12 protein-coding genes and 1 rRNA gene are annotated in these 13551 nt (G+C 60.4%); 7 read left to right on the forward strand and 6 right to left on the reverse strand.

The annotated features are described in order from the left end of the window. The first annotated feature begins 1 nt into the window (after window position 1). The 4 genes from rrf (at window position 2) to AACU78_RS26010 (ending at window position 4042) form a co-directional block, all read left to right on the forward strand. Window positions 2-117 (forward strand): 5S ribosomal RNA (rrf, locus tag AACU78_RS25995). Between the two features lie 359 nt (window positions 118-476). Further along, window positions 477-1136 (forward strand): paraquat-inducible protein A, encoded by a 660-nt coding sequence (locus tag AACU78_RS26000; protein WP_106578502.1) that lies wholly within the window; start codon window positions 477-479, stop codon window positions 1134-1136. After that, the gene (locus tag AACU78_RS26005) at window positions 1123-1746 is read left to right on the forward strand and encodes a paraquat-inducible protein A (protein ID WP_106578503.1); all 624 of its coding nucleotides are present in this window, start codon (window positions 1123-1125) and stop codon (window positions 1744-1746) included. The genes AACU78_RS26000 and AACU78_RS26005 overlap by 14 nt, the downstream gene beginning before the upstream one ends. Beyond that, the gene (locus AACU78_RS26010) at window positions 1739-4042 is read left to right on the forward strand and encodes a PqiB family protein (protein ID WP_106578504.1); all 2304 of its coding nucleotides are present in this window, start codon (window positions 1739-1741) and stop codon (window positions 4040-4042) included. The genes AACU78_RS26005 and AACU78_RS26010 overlap by 8 nt, the downstream gene beginning before the upstream one ends. 172 nt (window positions 4043-4214) lie before the next feature. On the opposite strand, the gene mksF is transcribed toward AACU78_RS26010, so the two are convergent. Genes mksF through mksB form a run of 3 tightly spaced genes read right to left on the reverse strand, consistent with a single transcriptional unit; the run spans window position 4215 to window position 9026 of the window. Then, entirely contained in the window at window positions 4215-7055 is a 2841-nt protein-coding gene (gene mksF, locus AACU78_RS26015) for an Mks condensin complex protein MksF (RefSeq protein WP_106578505.1), read from the reverse strand. Then, the gene (gene mksE, locus AACU78_RS26020; RefSeq protein WP_106578506.1) at window positions 7052-7759 is read right to left on the reverse strand and encodes an Mks condensin complex protein MksE; all 708 of its coding nucleotides are present in this window, start codon (window positions 7757-7759) and stop codon (window positions 7052-7054) included. Before mksE ends, mksF begins: the two co-directional genes overlap by 4 nt. After that, the gene (mksB, locus tag AACU78_RS26025; RefSeq protein WP_106578507.1) at window positions 7749-9026 is read right to left on the reverse strand and encodes an Mks condensin complex protein MksB; all 1278 of its coding nucleotides are present in this window, start codon (window positions 9024-9026) and stop codon (window positions 7749-7751) included. Before mksB ends, mksE begins: the two co-directional genes overlap by 11 nt. 187 nt (window positions 9027-9213) lie before the next feature. Here mksB and AACU78_RS26030 point away from each other — a divergent pair, with 187 nt between their 5' ends. After that, window positions 9214-9957, forward strand: coding sequence for an energy transducer TonB (locus tag AACU78_RS26030; protein WP_106578508.1), 744 nt, complete (start codon window positions 9214-9216; stop codon window positions 9955-9957). Next, a complete protein-coding gene (rimI, locus tag AACU78_RS26035) occupies window positions 9950-10402 on the forward strand; it encodes a ribosomal protein S18-alanine N-acetyltransferase (RefSeq protein WP_003188286.1) in 453 nt (150 codons plus the stop codon). Before AACU78_RS26030 ends, rimI begins: the two co-directional genes overlap by 8 nt. A 119-nt stretch (window positions 10403-10521) precedes the next feature. Here the strand turns inward: rimI and AACU78_RS26040 are convergent, their stop codons facing one another. Continuing rightward, window positions 10522-10926 (reverse strand): serine kinase/phosphatase, encoded by a 405-nt coding sequence (locus AACU78_RS26040; RefSeq protein WP_106578509.1) that lies wholly within the window; start codon window positions 10924-10926, stop codon window positions 10522-10524. 139 nt (window positions 10927-11065) lie between these two features. Between AACU78_RS26040 and can the strand changes: the two genes are divergently transcribed. Further along, window positions 11066-11710, forward strand: a complete 645-nt coding sequence (gene can / locus AACU78_RS26045; RefSeq protein WP_010213394.1) for a carbonate dehydratase — start codon at window positions 11066-11068, stop codon at window positions 11708-11710. Here the strand turns inward: can and AACU78_RS26050 are convergent. Continuing rightward, the gene (locus AACU78_RS26050) at window positions 11707-12231 is read right to left on the reverse strand and encodes an SET domain-containing protein-lysine N-methyltransferase (protein WP_106578510.1); all 525 of its coding nucleotides are present in this window, start codon (window positions 12229-12231) and stop codon (window positions 11707-11709) included. The two genes, can and AACU78_RS26050, sit on opposite strands and share 4 nt — an antisense overlap. A 144-nt stretch (window positions 12232-12375) precedes the next feature. Beyond that, the gene (locus AACU78_RS26055) at window positions 12376-13545 is read right to left on the reverse strand and encodes a hypothetical protein (RefSeq protein ID WP_106578511.1); all 1170 of its coding nucleotides are present in this window, start codon (window positions 13543-13545) and stop codon (window positions 12376-12378) included. Between the last annotated feature and the right edge of the window lie 6 nt (window positions 13546-13551).

The following is a 13551-nucleotide window of genomic DNA, read 5'->3' on the forward strand; positions in this document are numbered from 1 at the left end:
TCTTGACGACCATAGAGCATTGGAACCACCTGATCCCATCCCGAACTCAGCAGTGAAACGATGCATCGCCGATGGTAGTGTGGGGTTTCCCCATGTGAGAGTAGGTCATCGTCAAGATTAAATTCCAGAGCCCCTGTTTGCTAACGCAAACAGGGGCTTTGTTTTGGGCGGTCGAAAAGTGCAGGTATGAAGGCATCGCGATGCGCCAACGATAATGTGTGCTTTCCTGATAGGCCCAGCTCCCAAACTTCCCGCTACCTCCGGGCCATGGGCGCTAAATCCCGGCCGTACAAAAGCCCAACCCTCTCCCCGAAATCGCCAATATCAGCAAACGCTACGTCCTCCCATTATTGCGCCGCATGCCGCGACGGCCTGCTTGACCAGCGGTTGAATCCGTCCCACAAATTTGCACAGTTATTTCTGAACCAGACCATTAGAATAGGCACCTAACCTTTTTTAGAGTTCGAGCCCTAACTATGCCCGATCCGGTTGATACCCCAGCGGTGTCGGATTTACCCCTGGACGATCTGGTGGCATGCCATGAGTGCGACTTGCTGATGCGCAAGCCCACGCTCGCTCGAGGCGAAAAGGCTCAATGCGCACGCTGCGGTTACGAGCTCTATGCTCACCGCTACAATGTCGTTGAGCGCAGCCTCGCCTTGGTAATCGCCGCACTTTTGCTGTATATCCCCGCGAACTTTTTACCCATCATGCAGCTCAATCTACTCGGGCAGTCCTCAGAGGACACCGTTTGGAGCGGCGTTGTAGGTCTGTTCGATACCGGCATGCAGGGCGTCGCCGCAGTGGTGTTTCTGTGCAGCATGGGCATCCCATTGCTCAAATTGCTCTGCCAATTGGCTGTGCTGTTGAGCATTCGCTGGAAGATCGGCCGCAGCTATGGGTTGTTCCTCTACCGCATTTACCATCACTTGAAAGACTGGGGAATGTTGGAGGTCTACCTGATGGGCGTGCTCGTGGCGATCGTCAAACTCGCCGACATGGCCTCCATCACGGTCGGCCTGGGGCTTATCTGTTTCGTCAGTCTATTAATGGTTCAGGTGCTGCTTGAGGTGGTGATGTCGCCCCACCAGATCTGGCAAGCGTTGTCAGGAGAGGATGATCATGCGGGCGATTGATGCAGGCATTCTGATTTGTACCGAATGCCATGAGCTGAACAAGCAAGAAGCCGACACCGATGAGCAGCTCTGCACCCGTTGCGGTGCGCTGGTCCACGCCCGTCGTCCCAACAGCCTTACGCGTACCTGGGCGTTACTGATCACGGCGGCGATCCTGTATATCCCCGCCAACCTGTTACCAATCATGACCATCAACTCCCTTGGTCAGGGCGATCCAAGTACCATCATGGCCGGCGTGATCCAGTTGGTGCAGCACGGCATGTTCCCTATCGCTGCTGTGGTGTTTATTGCCAGTATTCTTGTACCGACATTCAAGCTGGTGGGCATTGGCCTGCTGTTGTTCTCGGTGCAGCGTCGCCAGCCGTTGTCCGCGCAACAACGGATTATCATGTACCGCTTCATCGAATTCATTGGCCGCTGGTCCATGCTGGATATCTTCGTGATCGCCATCCTGGTAGCGGTTGTTAACTTTGGGCGACTTGCCAGTGTCGAGGCTAATCTCGGTGCTGCAGCGTTCGCCAGTGTGGTGATCTTGACGATGCTTGCCGCAGTAACTTTTGATCCCCGACTGATTTGGGACAACACGGAGTCGGACGACGACCATGAGTGATTTGCCAAAAGCTAAAACCCGCCCGGCCTCCAACTGGTCGGCCATTTGGGTGTTGCCCCTGATAGCCCTGATCATCGGTGGTTGGCTGGGATGGCGTGCCTATTCCCAACAAGGCATCGAGATCCAGGTGCGCTTTGAAAGTGGCGAAGGCATCCAGGCCAACAAGACCGAAGTGGTCTACAAAGGCATGCCCGTGGGCAAGGTCAAGACCCTGGCCCTGGACGACGAGGGCAACAATCGCGGGGTGATCGCCACCATCGAGATGAACAAGGATGTGGAGCAATACCTCAAGACCAACACCCGTTTCTGGCTGGTCAAACCCAGTGTGAGCCTCGCCGGTATCACCGGTCTGGAAACCCTGGTCTCGGGTAACTACATTGCGGCCAGCCCTGGTGACGGCGAGCCGTCGCGCAAATTCAAGGCCCTTTCCGAAGAGCCGCCTTTATCCGACGCCAAGCCCGGCTTGCACCTGACCATCAAGGCCGATCGCCTGGGCTCGCTCAACCGTGGCAGCCCGGTGTTCTACAAGCAGATTCAGGTTGGCCAGGTCAAAAGCTACCTGCTGTCCGAAGACCAGAGTACGGTCGAGATCAAGGTCTACATCGAGCCCACTTACGCCAGCCTGGTGCGCAAACATACGCGCTTTTGGAACGCCAGCGGCATCAGCATCGACGCCAACCTCTCCGGCGTGAAGGTGCGCAGCGAGTCGCTCTCGAGCATCGTTGCCGGCGGCATCGCTTTCGCTACACCCGAGAACCGCAAGGACAGCCCTCCCACCGATCCAAGCCTGCCGTTTCGCTTGTACGAAGACTTCGACGCAGCGGCGGCCGGTCTCAAGGTCAAGGTCAAACTCACCGACTTCGAAGGCCTTCAGGCCGGGCGCACACCGGTCATGTACAAAGGTATTCAGGTTGGTAGCCTGAAGACCCTGAAGATTGACCCTGACCTGTCCAGCGCCAATGCCGAGCTCACCCTCGACCCGCTTGCCGAAGACTACCTGGTGCAAGACACCCAGTTCTGGGTGGTCAAACCGTCCATCTCGCTTGCCGGTATCACCGGCCTGGAAGCGCTGGTCAAAGGTAACTACATCGCCATTCGCCCTGGCGACAAAGGCAGTGCGCCGCAGCGCGAATTCGTCGCTCGGGCCAAGGCACCACCGTTGGACCTGCGTTCCCCCGGCCTGCACATGGTGTTGTTCACCGACAGCCTAGGCTCGCTGGATGTCGGCAGCCCGATCCTCTACAAACAGGTCAAGGTGGGTTCGGTACAGAGCTACCAGTTCTCGCGCAAGAACAAGCAATTGGTGATCGGTGTCCACATCGAGAAGGAATACGAAAACCTGGTCAACGGTTCGACGCGCTTCTGGAATGCCAGCGGCGTGACGCTGACAGGCGGGCTCACCGGGGGCATCCAGGTCAAGAGTGAATCCCTGGCCAGCTTGATGGCCGGCGGTATTGCCTTCGAAACCCCGGAACCGAACGTGCCGCTGAAAAAACGTATCCCGCGTTTCCGTCTGTTTGCCGATCGCGAAGCCGCCAATCAACACGGCACGCTGGTGACCATCAAGGTCGATCGTGCCGACGGCCTGCGCCCCGGCACCGCGGTACGCTTCAAAGGCCTGGACGTGGGCAAGATCGAGAGCGTCGACCTCAGTGCCGACATGCAGTCGGTGTTGCTCAGCGCGCGCATCACCCAAGTGGCAGATCGGATCGCCCGCGCCGGCAGCCAGTTCTGGGTGGTCAAGCCTGAGTTGGGCCTGATGAAAACCTCGAACCTGGAAACCCTGGTCACGGGCCAATACATCGAGGTGCAGCCATCTGCGAAAAACGCTGGCCCACAAAAGAGCTTCGTCGCGTTGGACAAGCCACCGGAGGCGGCCCGTCAGGAGGAAGGCCTGAGCCTGGTACTCAGCGCCGCACGCCGTGGCTCGTTGAAGGAAGGCGTGCCGGTCACCTACCGTGAGGTCACCGTCGGCAAAGTCACCGGCTACGAGCTGGGTCAAACCGCCGACCGCGTGCTGATCCATATCTTGATCGAGCCCAAGTACGCGCCACTGGTGCGCAGTGGCAGCCGCTTCTGGAACACCAGCGGTTTCGGTCTCGACTTCGGCTTGTTCAAAGGTGCGACAGTGCGCACTGAATCCCTGGAGACGCTGGTCGCCGGCGGTATCGCCTTCGCCACGCCAGACGGCGAGCGCATGGGCAATGCTGCCCGGCCGCAGCAGACCTTCCCGCTGTTCGACAAGTTTGAAGATGAATGGCTGACGTGGGCACCTAAGATTTCGCTCGGCAAGTAAACCGAGGCGCGGCCATCGCGGGCAGGCCCGGCTCCCACATTCAAGCGCATTTATCCTGTAGAAATGCGGTCACCTGTGGCAGCGAGCTTGCCCACGAAGAGGCCATAACCGGCGAAAAAAAAAGGCCCCTGGGTACTCACCCAGGGGCCTTTTTGCATTTCAGCTCAGTGGCTCAAACCTCATCCAACTCCGGCTCATCCGCCTGCACATTCACGGTCGCCTTCACTGCATCGTGACGACGGATGTACTTCCAGTCCGCCTCATCAATGTAGATGCCGTTCGGCCCGCTGCCACCTTCCAGGTCGATCGCCACCTGGGCGGACACCTGCGGCTTCACACTGGCCAGAATCGGCACAAAACCCAGCTGCAAACTGGTTTCCAGCAGCGCCGCCTGGTTCTTCTCATCGATGTCCGCTGCCTCATCGAGGTAGTACGGCAAACGCACGCGCCCGGCCTGATCACGGTCCATCAAGTGCAGCAACAAGTACATGTTGGTCAGCGCCTTGATGGTCATGGTGGTGCCGTTGGATGCCGCGCCGTCGATATCGGTGTGAATCACCGGCTGGCCATGCACCTTGGTGATCTCGAACGCCAGCTCGAACAGGTCCTTGAGGCCCAACTGGTTATGGTTGGCGGCCACAAGGCGGGCCAGGTATTCCTTGGCCTCTTCGTTCTTGTTGTCCTGCTCGGCGCTCTGGCTGAGGTCAAACACCGACAACGTCTCGCCTTCTTCATACTGACCGGCACTGTGGATGATCTGGTCGATATGCTTGAGGGCTTCCTTGTTCGGCGCCAGCACAATGCGGAAGCTTTGCAGGTTGGACACCTGGCGCTTGTTGATCTCGCGGTTGAACAAGGCCAACTGGTGTTCCAGGCTGTCGTAGTCGCTGCGGATATTGCGCAGGGTGCGCGCAATATCGGTGACGGCTGCACGGCGCGCCTTGCCCAAGGTCAGGGCTTCGTCAGTGCGGTGCGCATACGCGTTGATCAGCAGTTGCAGGCGGCGTTCGACGTCATCCTCGCTGTCAAACTTGGCCACGCCTTTAAGGCGAACCTGCGCATACAAGGCTTCGATCTGGCCGTCGGCGCGCAGCAAACCCTGCCAGCTGTCCTGATAGTCATTGAGCAGCGGCAGCAGGTTATCCATGGAGTCATCGACCGGGTCCATGAACGGCGTGCCGAACGGCAAGTCTGCCGGTAGCAGCTGGCGACGGCGCAACGCGTCATCCAGGGTGCGTTGCTTGGCTTCCATATCGCCAATCTGACGCCCAACCAATTGCAACTTGGCCGACAGCTGCTGCACGCGTTCGGTGAAGGCGTCGCTGGAGCGCTTCAACTCATCCTGGGCGGCTTCCATTTGCGCCAGGTTTTCCAGCTTCTCGCCTTCTTCAGCGCTCAGGGTCTGGGCGCGACGGAAGTCCTCCAACGCCTTCTGCGCATCCAGCACTTGCTGGTACAGCGCTTCAGTCTGGGTCTTGCTGGCTGCGCGGTCGGAGGCTACGGCCTGCTGGGTCTTGAGTTGCTTGAGTTCTTTTTCCAGGCGCTCTTTCTGGTCGCGCAACGCCGCGCGGTCCGCCAGGGCCTGCAACGCCGGTGGCTCGATGTGCGAGATGTCGATGGACAGCCCCGGCACTTCGAAGCGCTCGCCTTTGAAGCCGTCGAGGATCTGCTCCAGGGATTTGACCCACTGGCCGTCCTCATCCAGCGTAATGCCGTGCTCGCCCAATGGCAGGCTGAACAACGAGCTGTTGAACAGGCGCATCAGACGCTCGACATCCTGCTGCGAAAACTCTTCGCGCAGTTTGGCGTAGCTGTTGTTGTCCGCGTGGTCGAGCTGCTGCTTGACCGACTTCAAGCGTTTTTCCAGATCGCGCAAGCGCTCGTCCAAATCCTCGGCGCTGAACTGCCGCGACTGCGCCAGGGCGCCCGCCAACTCATCGTGAGCATCCTTGGCCGCCAGCAGCTGCTGTTCCAGCACCTTGACGTCATCCACCAGGGCGAAGCGATGCTTGAGCACCGACAGCTCGCCCAGCCAACGCTGGATGCCGCTGATTTCCCGCTCCAGGCGCATCAGCTCCTGGGTGCCACCGCGCTGATCGTTTTGCAGCGCGTCCTGCTCATTGCGGTAATGCTCGGCCTGGATCGTCAGCTCTTCCTTGCGTGCACTGGCGTAGTCCGACCAGGTGCCCAGCAACGAATCCAGCAAGGGCGACAGGCGATGCAGTTTGCCGCGCAGAACATCGCGCTGCCGAACGCCATTTGCCAATGCCTCAACCAACGGGCCGGCAGCCACCAGCGAGTTGTAATCCTGCTCCATGCGTCGTACATCACGGAACGCTTCTTCGCACGCCGCGATGTAGTCCACGCTGCCGGAACGCAGGCTGTGTTCAAAGGCATCCAGGAACAATTGCTTGAGCTTGGCCGCGGTGATTTCGCGCATGTGCAACAGGTTGATAAACAGCGCGCGGAAGGTTTTCAGGCTCTGCTCGCTGGTGGAGCGCAGCGGAATCAGGGTCAGGTCCAGCGGGATCGAAGTGTGGCCGCCCACCAGCAAACGGCGCAGTTCGTCCGGCTTGAGCTCGTAGGCTTTCAGGCCTTCGCGCTCAAGGTTGGTGAACAGCTCTTTCTGACGCAGGCAAGTGTCGTTTTTCTGGTAATGCGCCAGGTCCAGCTTGCCGGCATAGGCAAAGAACTGGTGCCCGAAACCACCGCCCGGGCCACGCCCGACCACGCCGATCACGTGCGGGCCGTGGGGCAGCGAGACTTCCACGAGGATGTAGCTGGTGTCGGTGGCAAAGTAGAAGCGCCGCGATTGCTCCAGGGTGTACTTGCCGAAACTCATGTCCGACATGCGCGCCAGAATCGGGAACTGCAGGGCGTTGATCGAGGCGGATTTACCCAGGTTGTTCGCGCCGTACACCGACAACGGTTCTTCCAGCGGGAACAGGCCCAAACTGTAACCGGCGGTGTTCAATAGGGCGAAGCGGCGGATGCCGTAGCGTTCCTTGCTCATGCGTCGGTCTCCTGTTCTTCGGCAATGGCGCGGGCCAGGGCGTCTTCTTCGCTGTCTTCGTCAAAGTCGCTCAAGTCCAGCGGGTCGTCGGTCTTGAGCAGTTTTTCATCGCTGTCTTCGTCGATGATCACCGGCGCCGGCAAAGGCAGCACGCTGTGCACACTGGCGGCGAGGTCGCGGTCCTGCTGCACCGACAGGCACACGTCGAGGAAACGGTGCATCGGCGGCAGGAAGCGATACACGCCGTTGTCCTCGCTGGCAAAACCCAGCTGGGTCATGCGGCGCATGATTTTTTCTTCAAGTTCTTCCTGGGTCTGCACTTCGGCCTGGATAAACAGATCGCGGTACTTCTCCAGCAACGACGGCAATTCGTCGCGGCCCAGGCTGCCGCCGTCGAGCACGGCGATCGGGTCGCGGCCCTGGTCGGCCAGGTGCTCGACAAGGATGAAGGTGAACAGCGCCAGGCGTTGGGCAGTCTTGTTCACTTGCGCGCTGGCAATCGCCGAGTCCGGCACAAAGTAATAGAAGCCGCGTGTATCGCACACCAGCTCAAAGCCCAGCGCCTTGAACAGCGTGCGGTACTGGTCCTGGAAGTTCGACAGCTGCGCGTACAGCTCCGGGTCGCGGCGGCTGACGTGGTAACCCTTGAACAGCTCGCGAAAGATCGGCGCCAGCTGGGACAGTTCGGATAGATCAAGATGCATGAGGTGTACTCGCAGAATGCTCGGCGGCATCGGTGCCGGCCGGGAGCAGGGCGAAGGAGCGCAGGCTGACCTGGTGCTCGTGTGTGTGGTAGTCGCGGCGTTCCAGGCGTTCGCGCTTGAAGCGTTTTTCACGCGAGAGCCGCGAGAACCAGTACAACAATTCGTCGGTGGCGCCGTCCGGTTCCTGCTCCAGCAGCCAGGTCATCAGGTCTGGCATCGGCAGCGCGTCTTCGCAGCGCTCGAGCATTTCCTTGACCGTGCGCGGTGCACGCTGGGCGTCGCCCTTGTGGGATTTGTGCGCCTTGGGGAAACGCGCCGGTTTCGGCTCGAAATTCGCCAGCGCGTACACATAGGCCTCGACCTGGCTGGCACTGCCGAGAAAGGTGCTTTGCGGTCGCGTGAACATCGGCATCGCCGCTTGCGGCACGGCGTCCAGACCTTTACGGCGGATGGCCGACAAGGCCAGCGCGGCGCCACGGGTCACGGCGTTGTGCCGGCGTGCTTCTTCACGCAACGGCAGCAGCAGTTCGCGCGCATGACGCAAGGTCAGCTGGGCGCTGGTCTGCATTTCGAGGATGCGCGCGTGGGTGCGCAGCAGCATGTCGTCATCGACCAGGTGGCCGAGGCGTTGTTGCTCGGTGAGCATGCGCAACAGCACGTTTTCGACCTTGCGCACGCCTTGTTCAAAGGCGCCGTCGGCGTTCACCAGCTGGATCATCGGCTCGACGTATTCGTCCCAGGTCGCCAGCACTTCGGCATACCGCTGGCGCAACGGAATCTGCCGGTCGCTGGTCTTGGCGCGGTCGGCCACGGCCGCGAGGGCTTGCTCGTCGTTGGCGAGTTTTTTCAATACATCGCGTACGCGCATGTCCAGCAGGCGCAGTTGGCGGGCCAGGTCGTGGCCATCCCGGATGTCGAAGGCGTCCTGAATGTAGCCGGCCAGGCGCTCGAGGTGGCGCAGGTAGGCTTCAATTTCCAGGCACAGGCCAAGCCGGTGCTCCTTGCGAAGATAGGCCAGGAAATCGTGGATCTGTGCGTTGAGCTCGAAACGGTTCGGGCTCTTGGCGACAGGCACCAGGATATCCAGGCGAATCCACACGTCCAGCAGGCTCGTGATGTCCTGGGGCGTGCTGTCCAGTTGTTGGGCGGCCAGTTGCGCGCGCAGTTCGCCAAGGCTCAAGGTGCCTTGGTCGAAGTGTTCGCACAGTGGCTCAAGTAAGGCCCAGTGTTCGGCGAGGGCGCGCAGGACGCGCTTGGGTTCGATCATGGGAATGGCCGGCTGGTTGGCGATTAAAAGTCGCGATTGTACTGCATCAGGCGCGGGATTTATCCACAGCCGGTCAGTGCACAGTGGGCGATTGTTACCGAACAGCGGTAGAATCCCCGCTCTTTAGTTATCCACAAGTGGCCGAGCTGTGCTTATCGAGTCCCGACGTCGCGCTTACTTGACCGCCATGCAGGTGGTCAACTGGCTGCCCCGCACCGAACTGCCGTTTGCCGCCCCATCGCGGCCCGAGCTGCTGCAGGCGCTTGAGCCTTATGAGGCGTTCGACGTGTCGGGGGAAGAGGCGGCTGCGCCGGTGGCCGTGGTCAAGCCCACGCCTGAATCGCGCCCTGTCGTCGAGCGGGTGAAGGTCGAAGTGCCGCGCCCGGCGCCAATGGCCAAGCCAGTGGTGGCCGAAACGGTTGCGCCGGTGGCCAAGGCGCCGGTGGTGCCGCCGCCGCGCTTTGCCCTGCAATTGCTGCGGGCCGGGCGTTGTCTGCTATTGGTGGAGTTACCCACAGGCGAGCGCTTCCAGACGCGCGACCCGGCTTACATGCTGCTCAAGGACATGCTGCGTGCTGCCGGCCTGCCCGACAGCCCGCAAATCGTCGGCGACCCGGTGCGCTGGCCGCTGCTGGTGCGTGGCAACATGGACCAGGGCCCGGAAGCTGCGCGGGATTTTGTGCAAGGTTTTGTTTCGGCGCGCCTCGAAGACGAGCCGTGCGTGTGCCTGTGGTTGATCGGCCTGCCCGCCGTGCGGTTTGCCGGCGAGGCGAATGCCGAGGCCTGGTACCGTGAACTGCAGGTCGAAGGCCTTGGGTCGGTGTGGGCCCTGCCGGGCCTGGAATTATTAATGGAAGAGCCACAGCGTAAGGCTGATGTATGGCAAGCCATGCGCCGGCTGATGGCGCGCTGGAAAAGTACCGATGAGTGAAGCTTTATCTTTCCGCCCAATGACCGAGGCGGACCTCGACGCTGTACTGAAGATTGAATACGCGGCGTTCAGCCATCCCTGGACCCGCGGGATTTTTCTCGACGGCTTGGGCAAGTACCAGATCTGGCTGATGTTTGAAGGTGAGCAGCAGGTAGGCCACGGCGTGGTGCAGATCATCCTCGATGAAGCGCATCTGCTGAACATTACCGTCAAGCCGGAAAACCAGGGCCGGGGTTTGGGCCTGGCGTTGCTGGAACACTTGATGTCCCGCGCTTATGCCGCCAATGCCCGCGAGTGCTTCCTGGAAGTACGCGACAGCAATACGGGGGCGTTTCGCCTGTACGAACGTTACGGTTTCAACGAAATCGGCCGTCGGCGCGATTACTACCCCGCCGTGGGTGGCCGCGAAGATGCCGTTGTGATGGCCTGCACGTTAGTGGACTGAATACACACGCCAATGTGGGAGCGGGCTTGCTCGCGAATACGGTGCATCAGTCAAAGATTTACTGACTGACCAATCGCATTCGCGAGCAAGCCCGCTCCCACATGTTGAACCGCGCTGTATCAGCGGTTGCCGTCGACCGGGTCGATGTCGGCCAGCTCAGCCTCATCCAGCCCGTTGCCGCCGCCGATCTCATCTTCATCGACGATGCTTAGATCGTAATCCGCCGGGTTATCCTCGCCTTCCTCCCGCGCATCCCGCGCACCGTCCTCATGGATAAGGGTTTCGGGGCTCATATCGTCGTCGGTCGGCTCATGGTCCTGCGTAGAGGCCCCGGTCATCCCGGCTTCGCGTACCCGTTCGTCGGGCATCAGGTGCTCGCGCTCGCCTGCCGGGATCTCATCGCCGATTTCCGCGGTCGGTCCTTCCTCGTCAAAATCCAGCTCGCGCATCGAGCCCATGCGGTCTTCGTTGTCGTCAATCGGTTCCGGCTGCGTAGCGCCGTAGGGACGTCGTGATTCAGTCATGGCCAATCCTCATACTGTGGGGCTTATAGTGTGTGGACAGGCACGGCGCCCTAAAGATTCAAGCTAATTACGGCTTGGCGTGACCCGGACGAGCGGTTGTCTGTCACACAGCTGCGCATCATTCCTGAGGCTTTCCCTGATGAACGAACTACAAGACCTGCTTGATAACAACGAACGCTGGGCGGACGCGATCAAACAGGAAGATCCCGAATTCTTCGCCAAGCTTGCCCGCCAGCAAACCCCGGAATACCTGTGGATCGGTTGCTCCGACGCCCGCGTACCGGCCAACGAGATCGTCGGCATGTTGCCGGGTGATCTGTTCGTGCACCGCAACGTCGCCAACGTGGTGCTGCACACCGACCTCAATTGCCTGTCGGTGATCCAGTACGCAGTCGATGTGCTCAAGGTCAAACACATCCTCGTCACCGGCCACTATGGCTGCGGCGGTGTGCGCGCGTCGATGCAGGACCGCCAGTTCGGCCTGATCGACGGCTGGCTGCGCACTATTCGTGATCTTTATTACGAAAACCGTGACCTGCTGGCCCAGCTGCCGACCGAAGAAGAGCGCGTCGATCGCCTTTGCGAGCTGAACGTGATTCAGCAAGTGGCCAACGTCGGCCACACCAGCATTGTGCAAAACGCCTGGCACCGTGGGCAGAGCCTGTCGATTCATGGCTGCATCTATGGCATCAAGGATGGCCGCTGGAAAAGCTTGAACACCACCATCAGTGGTTTTGAGCAGCTGCCGCCGCAATACCGCCTGCGCCCGTTGGGCGAAGCCTAAGGTCGTTTGCGTTCACGCCACCGGGCCATGAACGCCTGACCTTCGCTGTTTAACGGCTCCTGGTTGCCGGTGATCCAGCCCCGGCAGTTCAGCTCGCCGCACAGGCAAGCGAACTGCTGGGGCAGCGCGTCCTCGGTACTGGCGTAATCCAGCGTCAGCAAGGTGCCGGGAGCGATCGGCTGTACGGTCCAGAGCTCCAGGTCTGTGGTGTCGAAAAACACATTCGGGTCGCAGGAGTGCATCAACAGGCCGCAGAACCAGGAGTCATACAGGTGGATACGGGGTGACAGCTGCAGCGTATGCGGGCGCCGCTCCCCCACGGCGTAGCCGGAGACCTTGGCGATGCGCACACGGCTGTCGAAGGCGATGCGAGCCTTGACCCCGGCAGGCAATCCGTTAGCGTCCTGAATGGGCTGGAATTGCTCGGTCGAAGGATAGCCCGGTTCAAAAAGCAGGGTTTTGAAAGGGTAAAGACAGTCCTTTGTGCTGGTTTTAGCCTTATCCATGGCTTGAGTTTTCATAACTCTCCTGGCTTAGGCTGCATCGACCTACTGAGTTGTCTGACGGCCAGTCTTGCAGCGAATGTGTGCGGCCCCAGACTCGCCCAAGTTGAATTCGATTTCTACTGTCAAATCTGACAGTAGAAACCGTTTTGTTTGTGCGTTTTATAGCGCTGGCGCGGTGAGCGACGCTGCCGGCACCACGCCTTTGAGCTGTTTCAACTGGGCCTTGATCGTAGGCGTGGCGCATTTGGCGTTGGCCTGTTCCGGGGTCAGGTTGCGTACCGAGGTGTAAAACAGCTCACAGGTCTGCTCCTTGCGCGTGACCTGCCAGGTGTTCATGCATGCCTTTAGCAACACATTCGGATCGCTGGCGGGCTTCTGCCCCATGCCGGCTTGCCAGCAGGCAGCGCTCAAATCCTGGCCCATCACCTTCAAACCGGCTTCGTCGGCTTTTTGTTCATTGCCGTCGTAGGTGGCAGGGTCTGCCGCGTACCAGATGTAGCTGGGGTGGTTGGCGCCCAGCACCGACACGGGTTTGCCCTCGGTCGGGCTGATCTGCGCCAGGCCCAGCACCGCCACCGTCTGACCGTACTGTTGTTTGATCCAGCTGCGCACCGGCGCACCGAACGCCACCATCGGCAATGAGCCGTTGGCGTGCAGGCTCAGTTCCTTGACCATGCGGGTCTGATAGTCGGTGAAATAGCTGTAGACCGTTTCCAGGTCCTTGCCCGCGTTGGACGGCGCGGCGATGGGGGCGATATCGATGATGGTCTGGTAGGCCGGGGTTTCGGTGGCCGGAATGCCGTTGTCGGTGAGCAACGTGGCCCAGCGATCGGTGGTGGCCGATTCCAGGTAATCCTGGGCCTGGGTCAGCGAGTAATCCGGCGGGAAGTGCAGCAGCTCGATGCTTTTGCGGTTTTCCAGGGCCATGCCCAGCGGCAGGAACAGGTACCAGTTGTAGGCCCATTTGCCGTCGGTGTTGAGCTTGCTGGCGCCTTGGTAGGCCAGGTCAGCGGTGTTGAGCAGCGTGGTGAGGGGCTGGCCGTAGTGGTCGGGTACGCCGCTGAAGGTCGCCACGACCTCGCCGTCATGGGTTTTCACGCTGACCTTGGCGCGGCTGTACCCGTCGCGCTGCAAGCTCTGGTTCAGGTAGTGCTCGGCGGTCTGCTCCAGCGTCCATGGCCGAAAGCAGATCACGTTGCAATTATTGGGAAACGCGAACAATTGGGTGACGCGTTGCGTGCTGCCCAGTGGTACTTCGATATCGGCGTGTACGACCGCACTGGCCAGCAGTGCGACCAAGGTGAAGGACAGCCTGGTCGGTTTGAACATAGTTGG

The organism is Pseudomonas sp. R9.37, from assembly GCF_963878885.1.
Taxonomy (GTDB): domain Bacteria; phylum Pseudomonadota; class Gammaproteobacteria; order Pseudomonadales; family Pseudomonadaceae; genus Aquipseudomonas.

Bases quoted from the DNA above. Each gene is read 5' to 3' on its own strand.
- AACU78_RS26005 (WP_106578503.1), top strand. From the start codon at position 1,123: ATGCGGGCGATTGATGCAGGCATTCTGATTTGTACCGAATGCCATGAG.
- AACU78_RS26000 (WP_106578502.1), top strand. From the start codon at position 477: ATGCCCGATCCGGTTGATACCCCAGCGGTGTCGGATTTACCCCTGGAC.
- mksE (WP_106578506.1), bottom strand. From the start codon at position 7,759: ATGCATCTTGATCTATCCGAACTGTCCCAGCTGGCGCCGATCTTTCGC.
- mksB (WP_106578507.1), bottom strand. From the start codon at position 9,026: ATGATCGAACCCAAGCGCGTCCTGCGCGCCCTCGCCGAACACTGGGCC.
- AACU78_RS26030 (WP_106578508.1), top strand. From the start codon at position 9,214: ATGCAGGTGGTCAACTGGCTGCCCCGCACCGAACTGCCGTTTGCCGCC.
- AACU78_RS26010 (WP_106578504.1), top strand. From the start codon at position 1,739: ATGAGTGATTTGCCAAAAGCTAAAACCCGCCCGGCCTCCAACTGGTCG.
- AACU78_RS26050 (WP_106578510.1), bottom strand. From the start codon at position 12,231: ATGAAAACTCAAGCCATGGATAAGGCTAAAACCAGCACAAAGGACTGT.
- AACU78_RS26040 (WP_106578509.1), bottom strand. From the start codon at position 10,926: ATGACTGAATCACGACGTCCCTACGGCGCTACGCAGCCGGAACCGATT.
- rimI (WP_003188286.1), top strand. From the start codon at position 9,950: ATGAGTGAAGCTTTATCTTTCCGCCCAATGACCGAGGCGGACCTCGAC.
- mksF (WP_106578505.1), bottom strand. From the start codon at position 7,055: ATGAGCAAGGAACGCTACGGCATCCGCCGCTTCGCCCTATTGAACACC.
- can (WP_010213394.1), top strand. From the start codon at position 11,066: ATGAACGAACTACAAGACCTGCTTGATAACAACGAACGCTGGGCGGAC.
- AACU78_RS26055 (WP_106578511.1), bottom strand. From the start codon at position 13,545: ATGTTCAAACCGACCAGGCTGTCCTTCACCTTGGTCGCACTGCTGGCC.